The organism is Catenovulum sp. 2E275 (assembly GCF_025515275.1).
In the GTDB taxonomy this organism is placed as follows: Bacteria; Pseudomonadota; Gammaproteobacteria; order Enterobacterales; family Alteromonadaceae; genus Catenovulum.
Genome location: NZ_JAOPFU010000055.1, coordinates 1 through 22901, shown reverse-complemented (window position 1 = coordinate 22901; position 22901 = coordinate 1). Strand labels below are relative to the sequence as shown.

Here is a 22901-nt window from a genome sequence, read left to right as displayed (position 1 = left end):
GAAGTCTTAAATCTTCTAATAGTAAATCCGTTGTCTGTTTTTAGTCTGAGAGCCAACGTTCAATAAAAAGCGAACTAAGATCTGTTATTCGCTCATAGCTGTCTGTTAAATGAAATCCAAATCTATTCGTCTAAACTGTAAGATCAGGTATTAGCTACTACATTTAAGGCCAAACATAAGCAACTAAATTACATTCTATTAAGTTTTCGGATTGGAGTTGGCTAGTTTTAGCCGATATTTCTACTACAGGCTTAGTTAAAGATTCTGTTTCAACTTGTTGTCGTAGCTCACTTAAACACACTTGTTCGGTCTGTTGGCGATTACCGTCAATCATCGTGATTTGTTTGGTTAAATCACGTCTTTTACCACCTTTTTTACGTAATTTATATTCGTTGTAAGCTTCTTTAGTTTCATGAATGGAATCTTTTAAACCGTTTTCCGGTAATACTTTTAATTGCACACAACTCGCCAAAAAAGGAAAAATAAATAAAGCAAATACCCTCAAGCTTATCTCCAATGATTTTAAAATAACTCTATGTCATTTTCCGAAAATACTTCTTCTGATTCAAAGTAACGATTTTCATTTTGTTTAACATGTTCAACTATTTGTGCTTGTTCATCAACTAAGTGTTGCATAGTCACTAATACACTCGCTAAAGTTTTATTGGTATCATCTGACGAGATTACACTTTCAGTTACCTGTTCTATTGTATTCATTACACTATCTAAAATATATTTTTCTTGATCATCATCCAACCCTAAAGTAGGAATACGAGCTTCAAGCTCATAAAACATCTCTCGCATTTTTTGATAACCTTGTTGTTGATTTTCATTCAACTGAGCAGTCAAATTAACTAATCGAGTTTTCATTTCGTGAAAAGTTAGTGTTAATCGTTCAGCTTGATCATTTAGCGCTCTTTCAACCTCTAAAGCATGTAGTTTTGCATCCATAGCACCCAGTGGCGAAGGAAATAAATCTTTAAGCCTGCCATAAACCTCATCATTATCAAGCGGCATATTTTTAATTAACAAGCTAACTTTAGGGTAATTAATAATTGTCCGAGCACCAAAATCAACAAATCGTTTATCCGTTCGAGCGGTCTGCATCAGTTTTTTTTCAAGTGGTTTCACAATACCTTTGGATGAAAAGTAATATTCTTTTTGACTTAGCTCACAATAAATCAAACAGTTTAATCCCCAATTTCGGGTTAAAGTTAAAAACTGCTCAGCAAGCTCCTCGACCGAGCTTACGCCATAACTTTTTTCAACAAAGCTAATCACTTGACCCAATTCACTATTGCCTGTCATTGCAGTAAAAGCAGTGCTTTCAGCTTGTTTTATTTGTTCGCTTAGTAGCTGTTTTTCAGAGTAGTAATTATTAATCACCCAAAGTTTAGTCTGTAAAAAACTCATATCAAAGGGCTTAACTATGTAATCATCTGCACCTGCTTCATAGCCTTTAATGATCTCTTCAACTTTGTTTTTACCGGATAAAAAAATGATTGGGATATCTTTGGTTTCACTATCTTGTTTTAACTTGACACAAACTTGATATCCATTTTCTCCTGGCATCTCTATATCTAGTAATATAAGGGCAATCTTATTTTGCTTAGCTTCAACTATACCTTGAGAACCATTATAAGCATGAATCAGATTAAAATTATCTTCTAATTGACTCCCTATAAATTTATGAGTCATTTTATCATCATCAATTAATAGAATGTCTGTAGACATGCTTTCTCCGTTTAGTGAACTGTCCGATGTTATAATTATAAGATAGTATTTTTACAGGAAAAATCGAGTGTTAAATAATGTATAGTTAATAAAAGTAAAATCGTCGAATTTAGTTAGCTAAAATAAGGGGAAGATAATAAATAGGTAGGTAATGAAATAATCAAAATTACCGGCCAAAATAAGGCTAAATTGACCGGTAAATATATTTTTACTTAATACGAACGATATCTCGATCAGCAGACCAGTTTACATGGTAGAACTGACCACGCGGCTCATCTACACGTTCAAATGTGTGTGAACCAAAGAAATCACGTTGACCTTGTAATAAATTTGCAGAAGTTGTTTCGCTGCGATAAGAATCAAAATAAGCAAGTGATGAAGTGAAACATGGCATAGGAACACCTAAACGCACACCATCAACTATCGCTTCACGCCAGTTAGCTTGGAATTTTTCAACTTGACCAGCAAAGAAATCATCCATTAATAAGTTTGCTAATTCTTTATCTTTGTTGAATGCATCTGTGATTGACTGTAAGAATACAGCACGGATGATACAACCAGCACGCCAGATTTTAGCAATTGCAGCAAAGTCTAAATCCCAACCTTGTTGCTCGCCTGCTTTTTTCATTAATTCAAAACCTTGCGCATAAGCACAGATTTTTGAACAGTATAAAGCATCATGAACTCGTTGGATATAAGCTGCTTTTTCGTTGTCAGATACTAATGTAACTTCTGGACCTTTTAAGATTGTTGAAGCTTTAACACGGTTGTCTTTCAAGCTTGATAAACAACGCGCATAAACAGAAGCGGTTACAGCCATAGCTGGTGAGCCAATTTCTAAACTCCCCAGCGCAGTCCATAAACCAGTTCCTTTTTGGCCTGCAACGTCTAAAATCACATCCACAATTGGCTTGCCAGTAACAGGATCATCTTGATCTAATACTTCAGCCGAAATTTCGATTAAGTAGCTGTTTAACGGGCCTTTGTTCCACTCTCGGAAAATCGCTGCAATTTCTTTTGGCGTTAAGTTTAATGCAGTACGTAAGCTTTGGTAAGCTTCGCAAATTAATTGCATGTCGGCATATTCAATACCATTGTGAACCATTTTCACATAGTGACCAGCACCTGTTGGGCCGATATAGGCCGCACAAGGCTCACCTTCTTTAACTGGGTTGCCTGGTTCATTGTTCACTAAAGGTAAACCTGTATTTGGATCTACTTTAGCTGAAATCGCTTCTAATACAGGCTCTAAACGTGCCCAACCAGCTTTGTCGCCAGATGGCATTAAAGATGGTCCAAAACGAGCACCCACTTCACCACCAGAAACAGCACAACTGAAGAAAATAAATTTGCCGTTATATTGTTTTTCACGCTCAACTGTATCGGTCCATAAGCTGTTACCTGTATCAACAACGATATCGTCTTGTGAAATACCGGCTTCCATTAATTTACCACATACAATATCTACCGGCTTACCAGCAGGAATAGATAAAATAATTAAATATGGCTTTTCAAGCTTGCTCAACATATCTTCAAATGATGAACAACCAACTACGCGCGCGTCTTGCTCGCCACGTTCAATCTCGTCTTGAGTTAAAATACCCTGAACTTTTTCTGCGTCTAAATCAAATGCGGCAACTTTATAACCGTTGTCTGCCAGGTTTAAGCCTAAGCTTTTACCCATTACACCCAAACCGATTAAACCGATTTGGCAAAGTGGAGTCGTGCTCGACATATATTCTGTTCCTATATTCGTCAGCTTGTGAAAATCGCGACATATTTTAGCTAAAAAGCGCTCACTAGGCTACAAAGATAAGGCACAGAAAAGCCTGTATTAGATAAGCTTACATTATAAGCATCATAAAGGTCATAAATGCGATTAATATGACCATTAGAAGTTGTTAAAATTAAATTAAAAAAGCCTTTAATTAAAACATCTTTTCAACAAGGTAAAACTATTTCCTTCTTGATTATAGTGTGTTGATAATTTATTGAGTTTATCAAATTTATTATCTTCAAGAGCTGTATCAAAAATTAATGACCAATATTGGTTTTTACCTAACTTGGGCAGAGTAAAATGTAAATCATTATGATCAGCATTAATCAACATTAAAAACCTGTCTTGCTCTGCACAATGTTCCTGGCTACAACAAGCAAGCTCTAGTGCAAGGCTAAAATTATGAGAATCATTCCATGCTTTTTCATTCATTACTTCTCCATTAGCCTGAAACCAATTGACTTTGTGGTTAATTATTTGGCCGAAGTAATTATCATCTTCGAGGGCTAGTGAATGTAATAATTGACTTGAATGCCGTAATTTAATTAATTGCTTTACAAAATTTAATAACAATTTGTCTGCTTTAGTTAACTGCCAATTTAACCAGCTAATAGTATTATCTTGACAATAAGCATTATTGTTACCTAGTTGCGTTCTACCTATTTCATCACCTGCTAATAAATGCGGTGTCCCTTGTGATAAAAATAAAGTCGCTAATAAATTACGTTTTTGTTTCTGCCTAAGTTTGTTTATTTTTGTACTGTTACTCGGTCCTTCTACGCCATGGTTACAAGATAAGTTATGCCCATGCCCATCACGGTTATCTTCACCATTAGCTTGGTTATGCTTTTCGTTGTAAGTCACTAAATCATGCAGAGTAAATCCGTCATGGTAAGCAATATAATTAACACTGGTATTAATTGAGCGAATGCCTTTTAAAAATACATCCCGAGAGCCAAGTAAACGGGTGGCTAAATCACCTAATAAAGATGATTGCCCATGCCAGAAGCCTTTTACTGTATCTCGGAATTTATCGTTGCACTCGTGCCAGTTTTCAGGGAATTGTCCTAAACGATAACCGCCCCAGCCTATATCCCAAGGTTCGGCAATTAATTTAACCTGACTTAATACCGGATCTTGAAATAAGACTTTAAAAAATGCGGAGTAATTATCAAAGTCATTGCCTTCTCGCGCTAAGCTAACCGCCAAGTCGAATCGAAATCCGTCCACCTGCATTTCTTCAACCCAGTATCTTAACGAGGCAGTCACTAGTTGTAGTACATAAGGATTATCAAGATTTATGCTGTTGCCGCAGCCTGTATTATTGACTAACTTGGCGTAATCTTTCTGGCCTTGCTCGTTTTCTTCAAACAAATAAAAGTTGCGATTATCTAATCCACGAAACGATAACACAGGGCCATCAAAACCACCTTCTGCACTGTGGTTAAATACCACATCCATAATGACTTCTATGTTATTTTTATGCAGCTCTCTGACCATAGTTTTAAATTCTAAAACAGAATCTTCGACTGCATATCTTGGATCTGGGGTAAAGAAGTTAATCGGGTTATATCCCCAATAATTACTTAACCCTAACTTAACCAAGCGGGGTTCTGACATAAAACTCATCACTGGCATGAGCTGTAAACTGGTCACCCCAAGCTCTTTTAAATATTGCAGCACTTCGGGTTCAATTAAGCCAAGATATGTACCTTGTTTACTTTCATCCACTTTAGGGTGCTGTTTGGTAAATCCCTTAACATGCAACTCATATAAGACGGTATCGGAATCTGGCGTATTGGGTTTACAGCTCTGCTGCCAGTCAAAATCACAGTCGTCAATCACAACTGATTTGGGCACCATGTATTGAGAATCACCCTGATATAAACGTTCATCCCAGCATACCGCACGGTTGAGTTTTTTGGCGTAAGGATCAATTAATAATTTATTGGGATCATGAAAAAAACCTAACTCAGGATTATGCTTTCCTGAAACCCGATATCCGTATAACTGACCGGGGGTGACATCATTAACAAATACATGCCATACCCGCCCTTTTTTACCCGGCATCGGGATTTTAGCTATTTCGTTTTCGTCTTTATCAAATAAACACAGTTCGACTTTTTCGGCATCGGGGGCATATACCGCAAAATTAGTCCCTTTACCTTGATAATAATTGGAGCCTAAATGGTTGGCGCTACCTAAGTAGACATCAAAACCATCTACGCTTGCTAATTTTGTATCTTGTAAATGTTTCATCCTGCTCCCCTATCCTTATTTATTCAAACGTCTGATTATTCAAATAAAACATAAACAGTTGCCAGTGGAGGTAGATCCAGCATGATTGAAAACTCTTGCCCTTGCCATGCTTGAGCCTCAGCTTCAAATAGCTCGCTACTACCAAAGTCACTGCCCCAGTATTGGCTACGGTCAGTTGATAATAAGAGTTTATATTGGCCTTTTTCTTTTACCCCTAAACGGTAACCTTCGCGAGGTACAGGGGTAAAATTACTAATTACATAAACTTTTTGTTCACTGCTTTGCGCTTTACGAACAAAAGATAAAATACTTTGTCCGGCATCCTGATGCTCAATCCATTCAAATCCACCGGATTCATGATCTTTTTCATATAAAGCTGGATAGCTGGTATATAGTTTATTTAAGTCTTTATATAAGTTTTGAATGCCTTTATGTTTATCGTATTCCAGTAAAAACCACTCAACCGAGCCAGCATGATTCCACTCGCTTGTCTGACCTATTTCATTACCCATAAAGTTTAGTTTTTTACCCGGATGCGCATACATAAAAGCAGCGTAAGATCTTAAATTAGCCGCAGCCTGCCACTCATCCCCCGGCATTTTACGCAACATAGATCCTTTACCATGTACAACTTCATCGTGTGAGATTGGCAAAATAAAGTTTTCGTTATAGGCATACACCATAGAAAAAGTAATTTCATTATGATGATATTTTCGATAAGCCGGATCTTTTGAAATAAAGTGCAAACTGTCATGCATCCAGCCCATATTCCATTTAAAGCCAAACCCTAAGCCACCTTCGTAAACAGGTTTTGATACTTTAGGAAACGCTGTTGATTCTTCTGCAACCGTAAAAGCGTGTGGATATTTTTGATAAACTTCTTTATTAAACCAACGTAATAAGCTAACCGCTTCGTAATTTTCATTACCACCGTCGATATTGGGTACCCATTCGCCTTCATCACGTGAATAATCCCAATAAAGCATACTGGCTACAGCATCGACTCTCAGCCCATCAATATGATATTTATCTAACCAGATTAACGCACTGGCAATTAAAAATTGACGAACTGTGTCTTTACCAAAATCGTAAATACATGAATTCCAGTCTGGATGCCAACCACGACGTGGATCTTCATATTCATAAACATAAGTGCCGTCAAAGCGGGCTAAACCGTGGCCATCTTCCGGAAAATGCGCTGGCACCCAATCCATAATCACGCCTATCCCGTTTTGGTGGCATTGATCAACAAAATATTTAAAATCGTCCGGTTTACCAAAACGGCTAGTTGGCGAAAACAAGCCAACAGGTTGATAACCCCAAGAACCATCATAAGGATGTTCAGCAATTGGCATTAATTCAATATGGGTATAACCCATTTCTTTAACGTATTGAATTAACTCATCAGCTAACTCGTGATAATTGAGTAATTCTCGGCCTTTTTCTGAATATTTAGGTTTCCAGCTTGCAGCATGAAGCTCATAAACCGCCATTGGTGATTTGTAACGATCTACTTTGGCTTGTTCTTTGAGCCAGTTTTCATCATTCCATTGATATTGCTCATGATCATAAACAATAGAAGCATGCGATGGATACTGATCAGCATAGAATCCGACAGGATCTGCTTTGTGAGGTAGCTGATTCCCCATTGGATCTTTAATTTCATATTTATAACGAGCACCAGCTTGAACACCCGGGATCACTAAAACCCAGTGTCCACAATTGGTTTTTTGCATAGGATGGTAACGGCCGTCCCAATAATTAAAGTCACCGATAACACTCACAGCGGTTGCATTAGGTGCAAAAACAGCAAAACGTGTTGCCTGTATTTTACCTGCCGGTGTTTCCAGCTCTAATAATTGTGCACCTAACTGATGGTAGATATTTTCCGGCTGATTATTTACATAATGAACCGCATGAAAAGCATGATCTTTAAATTGATAAGGGTCGATTACCTGATATTCATGCTCATCATTTTTAACTTTAAAATAATAAACAGTTTGTGGGGTTAATGTCTTTAAAGCGGCTTCAAATAAGCCGTTGGCATCAATTTGTTCAAGTGAGCCTAATAATTGGTCATTACTAAAATCGTATACATCAACTTTAAGCGCGTGAGGGATCCAAGCCCGAATTGTCTGCAAATTTCCTTTAGCGTTTTCAATGGTTCCTAAATGATCAAATGGGTTATGAACTTTTACTTGATTTAATTGGTTTGCGAGCATACAAAAATCCCGTTGTATAAAAGATATTTATTTTATGCAGGACACATTCCTTAAATACGGCTTGGAATAAATAGCGTTAATCCCACACTAATTGACAAAGCGATTGCATAAATAAAGGTGAACAATATTATAAAAATTTAATATCTAATATAACGTACAATTTGTTCGCTATATTAGACATTTAGATAACACCAACGCCAGTTTGTAACAAAATGAGCTGGCTTTCAATACATTAATAAAGCTGAATTAATCACTGGCTAAATTTTCGCCGCGAACCTGAGTCAACTTGTTGGCTAATGCTTGAATATCTGGCTGTGAAAAAATGTCAGTTAAAGAATGACTCAATTTACGCCGCCAGTTTGGATACTCATCACAAGTTCCGGGCACATTGACAGGCAAATCCATCTCTAACCAGTCTTCTAGTTGTAAACTCAATAACACACTGTTGGCATGCGCCATGTGGGTTTGAATATCAAAGTTTAGGCTTTTACTCATCGCCACTTGCATTGCATCTCTTGGCGTTGCGGGGTCGATAACACCATGACCATGTAAACTATCTAAAATACGCTGCTTACTATGATGCCGGCTATGGCGTAATTGATTTAAATTATCTTCATCCGGATAAACGCCTAGTTTTTGGCCTAAATCCAGATCCAAGCAATGCCAAAATCCTTTTAAGGTAGGTAAATCGTGAGTAGTGAGTGCAGCCATGGCTTGTTTTGGATAATGTACAGGTGAATAATAACCGCCATCCGGTGCGGTTTCAAAAAAGAAAACCCGATAAGATAATAAGCCATTTTCAGCAAACACTTCACGAATGCCTTCCGGTACTGTGCCTAAATCTTCACCCACTATCATGCATTGATTGCGCTGGCTTTCCAAACATAAAATAGCTAATAAATCGTCAATTGGATAATAAACATAAGCGCCTTGAGTTGCATGCTCTGAGCCAGGCACCCACCAGAGCCTTAATAACGCCATTACATGATCAATTCTAAGCGCACCACAGGCCTGCATATTGGCTCGGTACATATCAATAATAGGTTGATAATTTTGTTTATATAATTGATTAGGATCCATTGGTGGCAAGCCCCAACTTTGGCCTTGCGGGCCTAAAGGATCTGGCGGTGCACCAACACTTAATTCCGCACAATATAAATCTCGGTTAGCCCAAACTTCGGCGCTACCAGAACTCACACCGACGGCTAAATCACGGTATAAACCAATCATCATATTATTTTGCTCAGCCGTTTGCTGACAATTTTCTAATTGGTTTTGTGCAATCCATTGCAAATATTGGAAAAACAAAATTCTGTCGGCATGTTTTTCAATAAACTCATTAACTTGCGGCTGCTCAAATTCAGCTAAATGCTCAGGCCAACTTGGCCAGCCCCAGGCTTGAATATCCTGCTGAATTAACGATTCCTGAATTGCATCAAAACAAGCCTGTAATTTTAATGATTCACCACCCTGCTCAATAAAGTGATTAAATGATTTTGCCTGTGCCGAATCGGTATTTAAATGCTGCTGTTTAAACCAGTTAAATAATAAATCAAATACCGGTAATTTGAGCTTTGCAACTTTATCATAATCCACATACTCAGCTTCTCTGGCTTGCGCTAATAAAGTTAAATGCTCGCTAGAATGAATCCGCTGTTGAATCTGTTCTGATTGAGCAAATCCTTCAACAACCTGAGGGTCAATGTAAAATATATTAAGCCAGCGTCTTGATGATGGACTATAAGGACTACAGCTATTAGGATTTGCCGGATAAAGCGCATGAATCGGGTTTAAGCCAACAAACTGCCCGCCTAATTTAGCGATTTGGCTAACCACAAAATTTAAATCAGAAAAGTCCCCAATTCCCCAGTTAGTTTCACTTTTTAAACAATATAACTGAATACTGGTTCCCCATACTTTATGCCCTTGCATAATGGGATCTGGCTGGTAACAACGCTGCGGCGCAATAATTAAACTCTGGCTGGCAATTTGATTATTGTTTTCATCAAATAAGGCTAATGTGTGATAACCAAGTCCAATTTTAGCATTAAGTTCAATTAAATATTCTTGATATTCAAGCTCATCAACGACTTCAGCATCAACCAACATAAAATTGATCGGTGAAAAATCTTGGCTGATTGTCTCGTCTTGTTCAGTCTGAATTTTACAAACTAAAGTTTGTGTTGCCAGTACAATCGGTACTCGTAATTCAAACTCAATGGATTCGTCATCCCGAATGATAGTGACCGGATTTAATAACGAGAGCCAATAGTCACACTTTTCATCTTCTAACTGCGCTAACAACTTATCTTTATTATCGATTGCATAACCCATTGCTTTTAGTAACTTGGCTTTACTGCCGGGTTCAACCTGAGCTTCTTTACCCCAAGCATTCATATACTGAGTTTCAATACCTCTGGCTTTTGCAACCTGATCAATCAGTTCGTTATCCATAAAATATTCCTTAGCCGATAATTAGCTCTAGCATAACTGAATCTTGTTATATTTCATCCAGCTATTTTTAAAATAGCCAAAAAATTCATGCAATTTGTTTAATTAGCGAAATTTTTACGAGTTTTTGTCATATATATTTTGTATAATAAGCCTCGTTTTTTACATAAAGTGGTAACCCAAGAACTCGTTTTGCTTAGCGTTTTCTTACACATATATACCCAATTTTAAAAACTATATTTATCAACAATCAGTTTAGGAACAACTATGACTATTAAAGTAGGTATTAATGGTTTCGGCCGTATTGGTCGTTTCGTTTTTCGTGCTTCTGTTGAACGCGATGATATTGAAGTCGTTGGTATCAACGATTTAATCGACGTTGAATACATGGCTTACATGTTAAAGTACGATTCAACTCACGGTCGTTTCAAAGGTGACGTTGAAGTAAAAGACGGTAACTTAATCGTAAATGGCAAAACAGTTCGTGTAACTGCTGAACGTAACCCAGAAGATTTAAAATGGGATGCTATTGGTGCAGACGTTGTTGTTGAATCAACCGGTTTATTCTTAACTGACGAAACTGCTCGTAAACATATTACTGCTGGTGCGAAAAAAGTAGTTATGTCTGCTCCTTCTAAAGATGATACACCTATGTTTGTTTGTGGCGTAAACTTAGACGCTTACGAAGGACAGGACATTGTTTCAAATGCATCTTGTACAACAAACTGTTTAGCACCACTAGCTAAAGTTTTAAATGATAAGTGGGGCATTAAAGACGGCTTAATGACAACCGTTCACGCAACAACTGCTACTCAAAAAACAGTTGACGGCCCTTCTGTTAAAGATTGGCGCGGTGGTCGTGGTGCAAGCCAAAACATTATCCCATCTTCAACTGGTGCAGCAAAAGCGGTAGGTAAAGTAATTCCTCAGTTAAATGGTAAATTAACAGGTATGGCTTTCCGTGTACCAACGCCAGACGTATCTGTTGTTGATTTAACAGTAAACTTAGAAAAACCAGCAACTTATGAAGAAATTTGTGCAGCAATGAAAGACGCTTCACAAGGTACATTAAAAGGTATTTTAGGTTACACAGAAGATGAAGTCGTTTCTAACGATTTCTTAGGTGAAATTTGTACCTCTGTATTTGATGCTAAAGCAGGTATTGCTTTAACTGATACTTTTGTAAAAGTTGTATCTTGGTACGATAACGAAATTGGTTATTCAAACAAGGTATTAGACTTAGTAGCTCATATCGCTAAAAACTAAGTTTAAAATAGCTATAAAATAAAAAACCGCGTTAACGCGGTTTTTTTGTCTCTGAATTTTAATTTTATTTTAAACCTGAATTCAAAAGTAAAAAAATAGCCCATAAAGGGCTATTTAAATTTAAACTAAAATATAAATTAAGCTTGGCTGGCAGCTTTTGCAAGCTCAGTAATTTTTTTCCAGTCGCCTGCTTCAACAGCATCGTTTGGTACTAACCAAGAACCACCAACACAACGAACATTTGGTAAAGCTAAATATTCTTTGAAGTTATCAGGGCTAATGCCGCCAGTTGGGCAGAAATTAACGTTAGGGAATGGACCACCAATTGCTTTTAATGATTTAACACCGCCATTTGCTTCTGCTGGGAAAAATTTAAAACAATCATAACCATGATCTAAACCAAGCATCATTTCAGAAATGCTCGCAATCCCCGGTAATAATGCAGTTTTACCCTGATTAGCAGCCGTTAATAAATCTGGCGTTAAACCTGGGCTAATTGCAAACTGAGCACCATGATCTTCAACTGCTTGTAATTGAGTTGCGTTAGTCACAGTTCCTGCACCAGTGATCGCTTCTGGTAATTTTTCAGAAATCAATTTAATTGCATCTAAAGCACATTCAGTTCTTAATGTGATTTCAAGAACACGAATACCACCTTCTAATAATGCTTCAGCAACAGGTAATGCATGTTCTAGTTTTTTAAACACTAATACAGGTACAACTTTACCGGCATTCATTACATCAAGTGGTTGCATTGTCCAGTTTCTGGTAGACATAATTTTTACACCTTATAAATTTTGGGCTAAATAGGCAGCTGCGCCTAACAAACCTGGTTGTTCTTCAGTCACTATATAGACTGGTATTTTTTTGTTAATAGGTTCAAAGCGGCCTTTCGCCTCAAATCTTTGTCTAAAACCACTATTAACAAAATACTCAATAAATCTTGGCACGATTCCGCCAGCAATGAAAACACCACCTTGAGTTAATAACGTCAGTGCTAAGTTTCCACCAAAGCTGCCCATTAAGTTACAAAACATATCTAATGTATCTTTACAAACTGAGCATGAATTTGCCAACGCTCTGCTGGTAATTTCTGATGGCTCTAGTTCTTTTTCAGCAGCATTATTGATTGCAGCTAAAGCCCGGTAGATATTTGCAATCCCCTGCCCAGACATTAACCTTTCAGCCGATACATGGCCAAATTCTTTTGCTAAAAAGCTTAAAACTTCTGCTTCTTGCTGGTTATTAGGGGCAAAATCAACATGACCACCTTCACCGCCTAATGCAATCCATTTACCCTCATGGGCTATTACATGAGCTACACCTAACCCTGTACCAGCACCATAAACCGCAATCGGTTTATTCACCTCAGCTGATTCACCGCCTAATTGAATTTTCTGCTCGTTAGTTAAAAACGGAACCGATAACGCAATGGCCGTAAAATCATTAATAACAAATAAAGCTTCGACACCTAGCTGTTTTTGACTTTGTTCAATTGAAAACGACCAGCTATGGTTAGTCATGGTAATTTGATCACCATTTACCGGACAGGCAATTGCTAAACACACATGGGTTGGACGCTCGATCCCTGTTTCTTTAATATAAGCTTCGATAGTTTCAACTGGAGATGCGTAATCTGTTACCTGATATTTGCGAATGTTGCTAATGGCATTAATACCATCAGCAATCGCAATACGCATATTTGTGCCACCAATATCTGCGACGAGTTTAGTCATTTAATTAATCCTGAAAAAATAAACTACAAGCGCCTTCTTCTGCGCCCGTCATGTGAGATCGTAGCGAACCAAAAAACTCACGTCCCATCCCTATTCTCTCCTGAGGGACTAAATTTGGCTCTGCATTTTTACGCTTTGCAAGCTCATCAGCATCTACTAATAACTCAACCTTACCTTTGGCTGAATCAACTAAAATTAAATCACCTTCGTGCACTTTAGCTAATAAACCACCATCAATCGCTTCTGGTGTCATGTGAATTGCAGCAGGCACTTTACCAGATGCACCAGACATACGACCATCGGTTACCAATGCAACTTTTTGTCCTCTGTCTTGCAAAATCGCCAGTGGCGGCGTTAATTTATGTAGCTCAGGCATACCAATTGCTTTTGGTCCCTGAAAACGGACAACAGCAACAAAATCGCCTTCTAATTTACCATCTTTAAAAGCTTGCTCTAAATCATGCTGGCTTTCAAATACTCTGGCTGGTGCGGTAAAGCTCACATCGCCATCTGGTAATGAAGAAGTTTTCATGACACTACGGCCAAGATTGCCACTTAATACCTGTAAACCGCCGTGTGAACTGAATGGTTTTTCGGCTGTTGCAATAATGGTTTTATCTTGTGATTTTTTAGGTTGATCAACCCAAGTTAATTCACCGTCCTGCATCGTCGGTGTTTTAGTATATTTTTCTAAACCTGGACCACAAATGGTATGCACATCATTATGTAAAATATCCGCGCTTAATAATTCATTAATCAACACAGCCATACCGCCAGCCTGATGGAACTGGTTAATATCAGCAGAGCCGTTTGGATAAATACGGGTTAATAATGGTGTTGCATTTGATAAATCAGAAAAGTCGGTCCAGTCAACAATAATACCGGCACAACGTGCCATCGCAACCAAGTGCATAGTATGGTTGGTAGAGCCACCCGTTGCTAATAAAGCAATAATCCCATTAATAACAGATTTTTCATCTATTACTTTTGAGATTGGCGTGTAATCGTTACCTAAATGCGTAATACGAGTTACTTGCTTAGAAGCCGCTCTGGTCAGTGCATTACGTAATACACTATCTGTTTCAACAAAAGATGAGCCTGGTAAATGCAGGCCCATCACTTCAACCACAAGTTGATTACTATTCGCCGTACCATAAAAAGTACAAGTGCCCGGCGAATGGTAAGATGCAGATTCAGATTCTAATAGTGCATCACGGCCAACTTTACCCTCTGCATGTAACATTCTCACTCTGGTTTTTTCAGAGTTAGGAATACCCGACGGCATAGGACCTGCCGGCACAAACACAAATGGTAAATGACCAAATGCTAATGACGCCATCACTAAACCTGGTACGATTTTATCGCAAATTCCCAGCATTAATGCGCCATCGAACATATTGTGAGATAAACCAACACACGAGCTAAGTGCGATTACATCACGGCTTAATAAACTTAAATCCATGCCCGGTTGACCTTGTGTCACACCGTCACACATCGCCGGAACACCACCGGCAACCTGTGCAACACTACCCGTTTCAGCAATCGCTTCCTTGATGATTTTTGGATAGTGCTCGTAAGGCTGATGAGCAGATAACATATCGTTATAGGAAGTAATAATCCCTATATTAGATTTGGTAAATTGCTTTAATACGCCTTTTTCGTTTTTAGGGCATGCAGCATAGCCATGAGCTAAGTTGCCGCAAGATAAAACTTCACGATGCGGGCCTTTTACCCGTGCTCGTTCAACTTTATCAAGATACGCTTTGCGCGTTTCGCGGCTACGTTCAATTACTCTTTGTGTTACTTCCTGCACTATGGAATTCATACTGAGGGTGTCTCCTGCTATTTTTCAGCCCAGATGACATCTACAGGTGTTGAATCTTGCTTAAGAATTGCACGAATTGGCATTTCTTTTACGTCATTTCCAGCTAACGCTTTATCTAACACAACCTTTTTACTTTCACCCACAAGGTGAACAAAAATCTGTTCACTATTTAGTAAAGCTTTAAGAGTTAGAGACATCCTTTCATGTGGTGCAGTGGTCGGTTGTACCGCTAAACAAACAGCATCGCTGGTAAGACCCTGTTCAATTTGCTCTGAACAAGGAAATAACGAAGCTGTATGACCATCTTCACCCATGCCTAAAATCAAGACATCAATAGGGAAAGACAGTTTTTCTAAATTAGCAGATACGCTTGGCTCTGCACCAAAAGCGCTAGTTTCGCTGGTTTTTAACTCAACAAAAGTAGCTTCCGAGGCTTTATTTTGAATCAAATTATTTAAAACGAGTGCAGTATTGCTGGCGTCACTGGATTGTTCTACCCAACGCTCATCTGCCAGAGTAATAGCCACTTTGTTCCATTCAATGTCAGCTTGCGATAATTGCTGGAAAAAAGGTAATGGTGTACGACCACCAGAAACAACTAAACTGGCTTTGCCTTTTTTAGCAATCGCAGCCGCCAGTAAACTGGCGACCCGCTGTGCAAATTGTTCATTTAATTCTGTCGTGTTTTTATAGTCAACAAATTGCATTTTATATCCTTATGAATCCCACTCACGGCCATCTTTGGTTAATAACTCAGCAGAAGCATCTGGTCCCCACGAACCTGCTGCGTAAGGCTTAGGCTTATCGTTAGTTTCTTCCCAAGCTTGGAAAATACCATCAACCCAAGTCCATGCTGCTTCAACTTCGTCACGGCGAACGAACAATGATTGGTTACCTAATAAAGCTTCAAGCAACAATCTTTCATACGCATCAGCAATACGAACATCTTTAAATGCTTCAGAGAAACTTAAGTCTAGCTTAGTCTCTTGCAAATTCATTTTTTCATCTAACCCAGGTACTTTATTTAATACCTGAACTTCTACGCCTTCACGCGGCTGTAGACGAATTGTTAAAACGTTAGATGGCAACTTACCATAGCTGTCTTTAAAAATGTTATGAGGCATATTTTTAAAGTGAACTACGATTTCTGTTAATTTTTCCGGCAAACGCTTACCCGTTCTTAAATAGAAAGGTACACCTGCCCAGCGCCAGTTATCTATATCAACACGTAAAGCAACAAAACTTTCGGTGTTACTTTCTGTATTTGCGCCTTCTTCTTCTAAATAACCTGGTACAGCTTTGCCGCCGATAGCACCAGCCGCATACTGACCACGTACGGTTTTATCTGCTACGTTTTCTTTAGTAATTGGACGTAAACATTTCATTACACGTAATTTTTCATCACGTACATTGTTTGCATCTAAGCTAATTGGTGGGTTCATCGCGACTAAGCTTAATACTTGCAACAAGTGGTTTTGAACCATGTCACGCATTTGGCCTGCATCGTCAAAATAACCCCAACGACCTTCAATCCCAACTTCTTCTGCAACTGTAATTTGAACGTGATCAATACAGTTATGATCCCAGTTAGATGCAAATAAAGAGTTAGCAAAGCGTAAAGCTAATAGGTTAAGTGTTGTTTCTTTACCTAAATAATGGTCAATACGGTAAGTTTGGCTTTCGCTGAAGAACTTAGCTACTTGATCGTTAATTACTTTTGAAGACGCTAAATCGTGACCGATTGGCTTTTCTAATACAACACGAGTTTCATTGTTGATTAAACCAGCTTCATATAAACCTTGGCAAATAGAACCAAAAATTGATGGTGGTGTTGAGAAGTAGTTCACCATTACACGCTGACTTTGATCAACATGATTTTGTAATTTTGCATAGTCCGCGATATCTCTTAAATCAACCATGCAATAATCTAATTTAGCAGAAAATCTATCCCATACTTCTGCTACGATTTCTTCTTTCATGAAGGTTTTTAAAGCTTCTTCGACCAACTCTACATATTCAGCTTGAGAGTGCTCATGACGTGCTACACCAATAATGCGAGTGTTTGCATCTAATAAGCCGGCTTTTTCCAATTGATATAAAGAAGGTAATAACTTTCGACGTGCCAAATCCCCTTTGGTACCGAATAATACTAAATCACATGGTTTATTTGATTGCGAGACCATGATAGCTCCCCGTTAAGTCTTTAAGTTGATTGTAGCTAGTTTGCGCTTAGCGCGATTTAAGCGCGGTATTGAACACTAAAAAGCGAAAATTTACAACCAATTGACAGAACAAGAGGTGCTGAATACCTATTCAATCGGTTTATAGTCCAGATTATATCGAAAAATGTAGCCGAATTACATAAAAATATCCAAATTATGTAATTTTGTAGTTAAATTACTAGAATGCTTGATGCATAATAACTATCTTATACATTGTCACAAATTAAATGGCTAGGCTAATTATGAATATTCTGGAAAAAATTGCTCTGAATCAAAATAGCTTTAGTAAGTCTGAACGTAAAGTTGCAGAAATTATTATGGCAGCACCTCAAAGTGCAATGCATAGCAGTATAGCAACGCTGGCAAAAGCAGCCGATGTGAGCGAACCAACCGTAAACCGTTTTTGCAGACGGATGGAAACCAAAGGCTTTCCAGATTTTAAATTGCATTTAGCACAATGCCTAGCCAGTGGCACCCCTTATGTAAACCGCCATGTAGACGAAGCTGATGGCCCAGATGCTTACAGCGCAAAAATATTCGATTCAACTATGGCCGCACTTGAAACCGCCCGCCAGCATTTAGATACCGCAGCCATCAACCGTGCCGTAGATATTTTAACTCAAGCCCGTAAAATTTCATTTTTTGGCTTAGGTGCATCAGCGAGTGTAGCTCACGATGCGCAAAATAAATTTTTCCGGTTTAATGTGCCTGTTATTTGTTTTGATGACGTATTAATGCAACGTATGAGTTGTATAAATAGCTCTGAGGGCGAAGTGATTGTTTTTATCTCTCATACTGGCCGCACTAAAAGCCATGTAGAGAGCGCAGCCCAAGCACGTAATAATGATGCAACCGTGATTGGAATTACTGACGCCAATAGCCCATTGGCGCAAGAATGCAGTTTAGTGCTATCACTTGAAGTTAGTGAAGATACAGATATGTATATGCCCATGTCGTCGCGTATTGCTCAATTAGTATTAATTGATATTTTAGCAACAGGCTTTACACTAAGACGCGGTACTAAATTCAGAGAAAACTTAAAACGTGTCAAAGATGGTTTACGAGAATCACGTTTTAATAAAGGTTTAAGAGATCATTAAAAATACTTATATTGAGAAGTTATCTGAGTATGTTGTAAAGATGTACTCTACCTCATACCATTAAAGTATTATTTGTAATATAATTACAGCACACACAAACTGGGAGTGGATGAATGTTTAGAAGAACCAAGATAGTTTCAACTTTAGGACCGGCTACAGATAAAGGCGATACGTTAAGAAAAATCATCGAAGCGGGTGTTAATGTTGTTCGTATGAACTTTTCACATGGTGATGCAGAGCAGCATATTGAACGAGCAGAAGCGGTTCGTAAAATCGCAAAAGATTTAAATCGCAGCGTTGGTATTTTAGGTGACTTACAAGGTCCAAAAATCCGAGTTTCAACCTTTAAAGACGGCCCTATCTTTTTAACAATTGGTGACCTGTTTGTTCTGGATGCGGAAATGGGCAAAGGCGAAGGCCATCAGCAAGCCGTTGGATTAGATTACAAAAACTTAGTAAATGATGTGGTTTCTGGCGATACCCTATTATTAGACGATGGTCGAGTTCAGTTAACAGTTGACCGAGTTGAAGGCCAAAAGATCATCACAAAAGTAAAAATTGGCGGTAAGCTTTCTGATAAAAAAGGCATTAACAAATTAGGTGGTGGTTTATCAGCTCCAGCATTAACCGCAAAAGATAAAGAAGATATTAAATTAGCCGCCAAAATTGGTGTTGATTTTTTAGCGGTATCTTTTCCTCGCAGCGGCGCAGATTTACGTTATGCACGAGAATTAGCCCAAGAAGCCGGTTTAGATGCTCAAATTGTTGCTAAAGTAGAAAGAGCTGAAACGGTTGAAACCGAAGAAGCGATTGACGATATCATTACAAATTGTGACGTTGTTATGGTAGCTCGTGGTGATTTAGGGGTTGAGATTGGCGATCCGGCACTGGTTAGCAAACAAAAATTATTGATTTCCCGCTCACGTAAATTAAACCGTGCGGTAATTACAGCCACTCAAATGATGGAATCAATGATTGAAAACCCAATGCCAACCCGTGCTGAAGTTATGGACGTTGCTAACGCGGTATTAGATGGGACAGATGCGGTTATGTTATCGGGGGAAACCGCAGCCGGTAAATATCCACTTGAAACTGTAACGTCTATGGCTAGCGTGTGTGTTGGTGCAGAAAAGCACCCAAGTATTCTGACTTCACATCACAGATTAAGCAAAGAGTTCGACTCAATTTCTGAAACAACAGCTCTTTCTGCTATGTATGCAGCTAACCATACCTCTGGAGTTAAAGCCATTGTCTGTTTAACAGAATCAGGCAATACAGCTAAATTAATGTCACGCATTAGTTCTGGTATTCGTATTTTTGCTCTATCTCGTCACGAAAAAACACTAACTACTTGTGCTTTATACCGTGGTGTGCAGCCTTACTTTTTTGATTCAACAAAATCAAATCCTGCATCATTAGGAAATGATTTATTATCATCATTAAAAGAAGCTGGCCATTTAAATAAAGGCGATTTAGTTATCTTAACGCATGGCGATACTATGGAAACCATAGGTTCAACCAATACAATGAAATTAGTTAAAGTTAGTTAACTACAAGTTTATTACTAAGCTAAACTGATTCAGGACTAGGTTTTCACCCTAAACCTAGTCCTCTTTAATAAATTGAGCAATTTTAGGCGCCAGCCACTCAGAATCATCTAATGGCAAATCATGCCCTGCTTTTGGATGAATATATAGCGATGAATTATCCCACTTTTGTTCTAATACCATACTCGCTTTAACATCAACTAATTTATCCCGTTCAGATCCAAAAATCAGCGTAGGCACAGTCAAATTTTCTGGTAATCTAAATCGTGCAGCTGCCCATAATTGGCGCAGTATATTCCTGTTTGCAACCGGATGCTGCTGAGCCAAGTTAATCCATTTTTTGACTATCTCAGTTGATTGTGGGTAACAAATTAAGTTTGTCGTTAGACTAAAAATTAAAGCCTCTTTTGAGCTCAGGTTTAAAAAAGGAAGCTTCAATAAACTAAAATAATTTTGCCACTTTAGCCTTTGATAAAAAGGTAATAAGCCAGCAAAACTAGAGTTAATTAAGACTATTTTTTTTATTTTATCAGGCTCAGCATTTGCCCAATCCGCTGCAATCATACCTCCCATTGAGATTGAAACCAGATATAACGTTTTAATATTTGGATAATTCTGGGTAAACCGGTTAGCTAGCTCTTCTCGGATCAATGAAATACTCTGCGGTGTTTGTCCATGGTACTCTGTGCCATTGCCTGCAATATCCATTTTTAAAATAGGTAGATTTGGCAATTCAGCACTTAGAATTTCAGCAAAATCAAACCAGTGTCCCTGCTCTCTCATCAAGCCTCTAATTAATAAAATAGCACTGGAGTGCCCAGCTTGTATCAACGTATTCATAAACTAATTATGATACCAAAGCTCAGTTGCTTTATGTGCCATGTTCAAGCTTTTACCATCCTCTAACCACAAATCTGATGATGCAGATACCCGCATTAAAAACTCCATTAAGACTAAGTGAGCCCGTAATACTCGCTTAACTCTATGTGGTTTGATTGGATGAAATAAACCCAAACTTTTAATTAACTGCGTTGGATTTTTCCTAACCCAACGCCAAGATCCCATCTCTAAAGTTAGCGGCAAAAAAGTCGTAGAGTGTTTAAGGGACTCATCATATAAATAATCCCAAATATCGCCATGACATAAATAATGAAGTGATTGAGGCTCAAAAATATAATTTTGATATGGGTAAGCTTGAAAAAGTAAATCTCGAATGTGATAAATTTCACCTATGTGATGAATAGGCTGTAATTTACTTTTTGCGTATGGAAACCAAATTCTGTCATGTAATCCAAAACCAGAATGACAATCTAATACTAAAGAGAACTTGCGGCTAAAACACTGCTGTTGGATAAAGTTAATTAAAGCCTTGGTTTCAATTTCCATATCCGTATTCTGCTTACCCATAAACCAAGGCATTTTAGGCGATAGCCTGTGCCCGCCCACCAGAAAAGCAGTTTTTTCATGACTCTCTATTTTTGCGTTCCGCATTAAATCCACTCCGTTACCATTAGAGCGTTTATGGAGTGCAACCCCAACTGGATTTAATAAAGGAATAAAATAAACAGAGATATGATCCAGTAAATATTTAAGCGAAATATCCCAAGCTAATCGACCTAATAAGCTTTCTAAAAAAGCGATAACAACCTGACTGCCAATCCTTTCAAGCCCATGTACCCCACCCACAAAGCATAACGCAGGTAGATTGGGATCTGGGTTTCCAAGCTTTAAAGCATAAATAGGTAAAGTGGTCGATTTGTGAGAGATTGATGCAATCTCTTCCGCGCTTAATTGCTCAGAATAAGTATCAATTAAATATTCAATCTTTTTTAGCTCTGGTAAATAATCATCAATAAATTTTTTACTCAAGCCATCACCTAATTATTATTAAATAGGTTTAAGCTAATTGATATTTATGACGTTTATATGAAAGCTTTAATTATTGAGGCAAAGCCACTTAAAGTAGAAAAAATTAAAATAAATATTCTTAACTGTTGTGGATTGATAAATCGAGCGACTAAACCCGATAAATAAAAACCGATAAATAAACCTGGAATAGCAACGGCTACCAGCACTAAACTATTCAAAGTTAACTTATCAATCCAAATTAGTGTAGTCACTATAATGACATTCAAAAATAGAAAAAAAGCGGATAAATTCGCTTTAAGTTGAGCCGCTTTGACCCTTTGGTATAACAAAGCGACAGGAGGCCCACCAACAGCGGTTAATGTCCCCATAAAGCCTGAAAGATAACCAGCAATACAAGTATTTAGTTTATTAATTTTAGGTGTATAACCGATGATTGAAATAATCACAGCTAATAAAATAAGTAAACCAAATACAATCTGAAACTGTTGTAAGCTTACTTGATTTAAAATAATCCCGGCAATAACAACTCCAAAAAAACCACCAAGCATAGTCCATGATACCTGATCAACTTTCAAATCGGACTTATCTCTCAGTAACATACTCACAGTTAGTACAGTTGATAGCAAAACCATTGGCGCGGGAACATACTCTGGGTTTATCATAAATAATAAAGGCGCACAAAACATGCCTATTCCATAGCCAATAATGCCTTGAATTAAAGTTCCTATCATCACAATACAGTTAACTAAAACAATAATTTCAAAGGACAATTTCTCACCTGTAAATATTAAAAATCCAAAACGAAAAAAGCCCGGCTCTTTCGAGTCGGGCTTAATATCTTGTGCTCATCTATCGAGCAAATTAAGAGCCTGGCAGTGTGCTACTCTCACATG

Annotated in this window: 17 protein-coding genes; 3 read left to right on the top strand and 14 right to left on the bottom strand. The window is 38.0% G+C overall.

What is annotated here, in order from left to right:
- Positions 1-163 precede the first annotated feature (163 nt).
- The 6 genes from N7931_RS17265 to malQ form a co-directional block, all read right to left on the bottom strand.
- Positions 164-460: a hypothetical protein gene (locus N7931_RS17265; RefSeq protein WP_262795593.1), complete on the bottom strand. Its 297-nt coding sequence runs from the start codon at positions 458-460 to the stop codon at positions 164-166.
- A gap of 62 nt (positions 461-522) precedes the next feature.
- Positions 523-1734: a PleD family two-component system response regulator gene (locus N7931_RS17260; protein WP_262795592.1), complete on the bottom strand. Its 1212-nt coding sequence runs from the start codon at positions 1732-1734 to the stop codon at positions 523-525.
- A gap of 208 nt (positions 1735-1942) precedes the next feature.
- Positions 1943-3469, bottom strand: a complete 1527-nt coding sequence (gndA, locus tag N7931_RS17255; RefSeq protein ID WP_262795591.1) for an NADP-dependent phosphogluconate dehydrogenase — start codon at positions 3467-3469, stop codon at positions 1943-1945.
- Positions 3470-3658: 189 nt separating this feature from the next.
- Complete coding sequence (gene glgX / locus N7931_RS17250; protein ID WP_262795590.1) at positions 3659-5770, bottom strand: glycogen debranching protein GlgX; 2112 nt, start codon at positions 5768-5770, stop codon at positions 3659-3661.
- Between the two features lie 35 nt (positions 5771-5805).
- A complete protein-coding gene (gene glgB, locus N7931_RS17245; protein WP_262795589.1) occupies positions 5806-7992 on the bottom strand; it encodes a 1,4-alpha-glucan branching protein GlgB in 2187 nt (728 codons plus the stop codon).
- 246 nt (positions 7993-8238) lie between these two features.
- Entirely contained in the window at positions 8239-10446 is a 2208-nt protein-coding gene (malQ, locus tag N7931_RS17240; protein WP_262795588.1) for a 4-alpha-glucanotransferase, read from the bottom strand.
- A 264-nt stretch (positions 10447-10710) separates the two neighbouring features.
- On the opposite strand from malQ, the gene gap reads away from it, so the two are divergent.
- A complete protein-coding gene (gene gap / locus N7931_RS17235; protein WP_262795587.1) occupies positions 10711-11709 on the top strand; it encodes a type I glyceraldehyde-3-phosphate dehydrogenase in 999 nt (332 codons plus the stop codon).
- A gap of 137 nt (positions 11710-11846) precedes the next feature.
- On the opposite strand, the gene N7931_RS17230 is transcribed toward gap, so the two are convergent.
- Genes N7931_RS17230 through zwf form a run of 5 tightly spaced genes read right to left on the bottom strand, consistent with a single transcriptional unit; the run spans position 11847 to position 17453 of the window.
- Positions 11847-12485 carry a bifunctional 4-hydroxy-2-oxoglutarate aldolase/2-dehydro-3-deoxy-phosphogluconate aldolase gene (locus tag N7931_RS17230; RefSeq protein WP_262795586.1) on the bottom strand — a complete coding sequence of 213 codons (639 nt, stop codon included), beginning with the start codon at positions 12483-12485 and terminating at the stop codon, positions 11847-11849.
- 12 nt (positions 12486-12497) lie between these two features.
- On the bottom strand, positions 12498-13445 hold the full coding sequence (locus N7931_RS17225) for a glucokinase (protein WP_262795585.1): 948 nt from the start codon (positions 13443-13445) through the stop codon (positions 12498-12500).
- A gap of 4 nt (positions 13446-13449) precedes the next feature.
- A complete protein-coding gene (gene edd, locus N7931_RS17220) occupies positions 13450-15270 on the bottom strand; it encodes a phosphogluconate dehydratase (protein WP_262795584.1) in 1821 nt (606 codons plus the stop codon).
- Positions 15271-15287: 17 nt separating this feature from the next.
- Positions 15288-15977, bottom strand: a complete 690-nt coding sequence (pgl, locus tag N7931_RS17215) for a 6-phosphogluconolactonase (RefSeq protein WP_262795583.1) — start codon at positions 15975-15977, stop codon at positions 15288-15290.
- Between the two features lie 9 nt (positions 15978-15986).
- Positions 15987-17453, bottom strand: coding sequence for a glucose-6-phosphate dehydrogenase (zwf, locus tag N7931_RS17210; protein WP_262795582.1), 1467 nt, complete (start codon positions 17451-17453; stop codon positions 15987-15989).
- Between the two features lie 281 nt (positions 17454-17734).
- On the opposite strand from zwf, the gene N7931_RS17205 reads away from it, so the two are divergent.
- Together N7931_RS17205 and pyk are read left to right on the top strand one after the other, a co-directional pair.
- Positions 17735-18592: a MurR/RpiR family transcriptional regulator gene (locus N7931_RS17205; protein WP_262795581.1), complete on the top strand. Its 858-nt coding sequence runs from the start codon at positions 17735-17737 to the stop codon at positions 18590-18592.
- A gap of 113 nt (positions 18593-18705) precedes the next feature.
- Positions 18706-20142 (top strand): pyruvate kinase, encoded by a 1437-nt coding sequence (gene pyk / locus N7931_RS17200; RefSeq protein WP_262795580.1) that lies wholly within the window; start codon positions 18706-18708, stop codon positions 20140-20142.
- A gap of 54 nt (positions 20143-20196) precedes the next feature.
- Here pyk and N7931_RS17195 read toward each other — a convergent pair whose 3' ends face one another.
- Genes N7931_RS17195 through N7931_RS17185 form a run of 3 tightly spaced genes read right to left on the bottom strand, consistent with a single transcriptional unit; the run spans position 20197 to position 22778 of the window.
- Positions 20197-20979: an alpha/beta fold hydrolase gene (locus N7931_RS17195; RefSeq protein WP_262795579.1), complete on the bottom strand. Its 783-nt coding sequence runs from the start codon at positions 20977-20979 to the stop codon at positions 20197-20199.
- Positions 20980-20982: 3 nt separating this feature from the next.
- Positions 20983-22008, bottom strand: a complete 1026-nt coding sequence (locus N7931_RS17190; RefSeq protein WP_262795578.1) for a M14 family zinc carboxypeptidase — start codon at positions 22006-22008, stop codon at positions 20983-20985.
- Positions 22009-22061: 53 nt separating this feature from the next.
- Complete coding sequence (locus tag N7931_RS17185) at positions 22062-22778, bottom strand: sulfite exporter TauE/SafE family protein (protein ID WP_262795577.1); 717 nt, start codon at positions 22776-22778, stop codon at positions 22062-22064.
- Positions 22779-22901 lie beyond the last annotated feature (123 nt).

What these genes read in the sequence shown, in the direction of transcription:
- N7931_RS17260 (WP_262795592.1), bottom strand. Translation starts at nt 1,734, where the DNA reads ATGTCTACAGACATTCTATTAATTGATGATGATAAAATGACTCATAAA.
- gndA (WP_262795591.1), bottom strand. Translation starts at nt 3,469, where the DNA reads ATGTCGAGCACGACTCCACTTTGCCAAATCGGTTTAATCGGTTTGGGT.
- glgX (WP_262795590.1), bottom strand. Translation starts at nt 5,770, where the DNA reads ATGAAACATTTACAAGATACAAAATTAGCAAGCGTAGATGGTTTTGAT.
- glgB (WP_262795589.1), bottom strand. Translation starts at nt 7,992, where the DNA reads ATGCTCGCAAACCAATTAAATCAAGTAAAAGTTCATAACCCATTTGAT.
- malQ (WP_262795588.1), bottom strand. Translation starts at nt 10,446, where the DNA reads ATGGATAACGAACTGATTGATCAGGTTGCAAAAGCCAGAGGTATTGAA.
- gap (WP_262795587.1), top strand. Translation starts at nt 10,711, where the DNA reads ATGACTATTAAAGTAGGTATTAATGGTTTCGGCCGTATTGGTCGTTTC.
- N7931_RS17230 (WP_262795586.1), bottom strand. Translation starts at nt 12,485, where the DNA reads ATGTCTACCAGAAACTGGACAATGCAACCACTTGATGTAATGAATGCC.
- N7931_RS17225 (WP_262795585.1), bottom strand. Translation starts at nt 13,445, where the DNA reads ATGACTAAACTCGTCGCAGATATTGGTGGCACAAATATGCGTATTGCG.
- edd (WP_262795584.1), bottom strand. Translation starts at nt 15,270, where the DNA reads ATGAATTCCATAGTGCAGGAAGTAACACAAAGAGTAATTGAACGTAGC.
- pgl (WP_262795583.1), bottom strand. Translation starts at nt 15,977, where the DNA reads ATGCAATTTGTTGACTATAAAAACACGACAGAATTAAATGAACAATTT.
- zwf (WP_262795582.1), bottom strand. Translation starts at nt 17,453, where the DNA reads ATGGTCTCGCAATCAAATAAACCATGTGATTTAGTATTATTCGGTACC.
- N7931_RS17205 (WP_262795581.1), top strand. Translation starts at nt 17,735, where the DNA reads ATGAATATTCTGGAAAAAATTGCTCTGAATCAAAATAGCTTTAGTAAG.
- pyk (WP_262795580.1), top strand. Translation starts at nt 18,706, where the DNA reads ATGTTTAGAAGAACCAAGATAGTTTCAACTTTAGGACCGGCTACAGAT.
- N7931_RS17195 (WP_262795579.1), bottom strand. Translation starts at nt 20,979, where the DNA reads ATGAATACGTTGATACAAGCTGGGCACTCCAGTGCTATTTTATTAATT.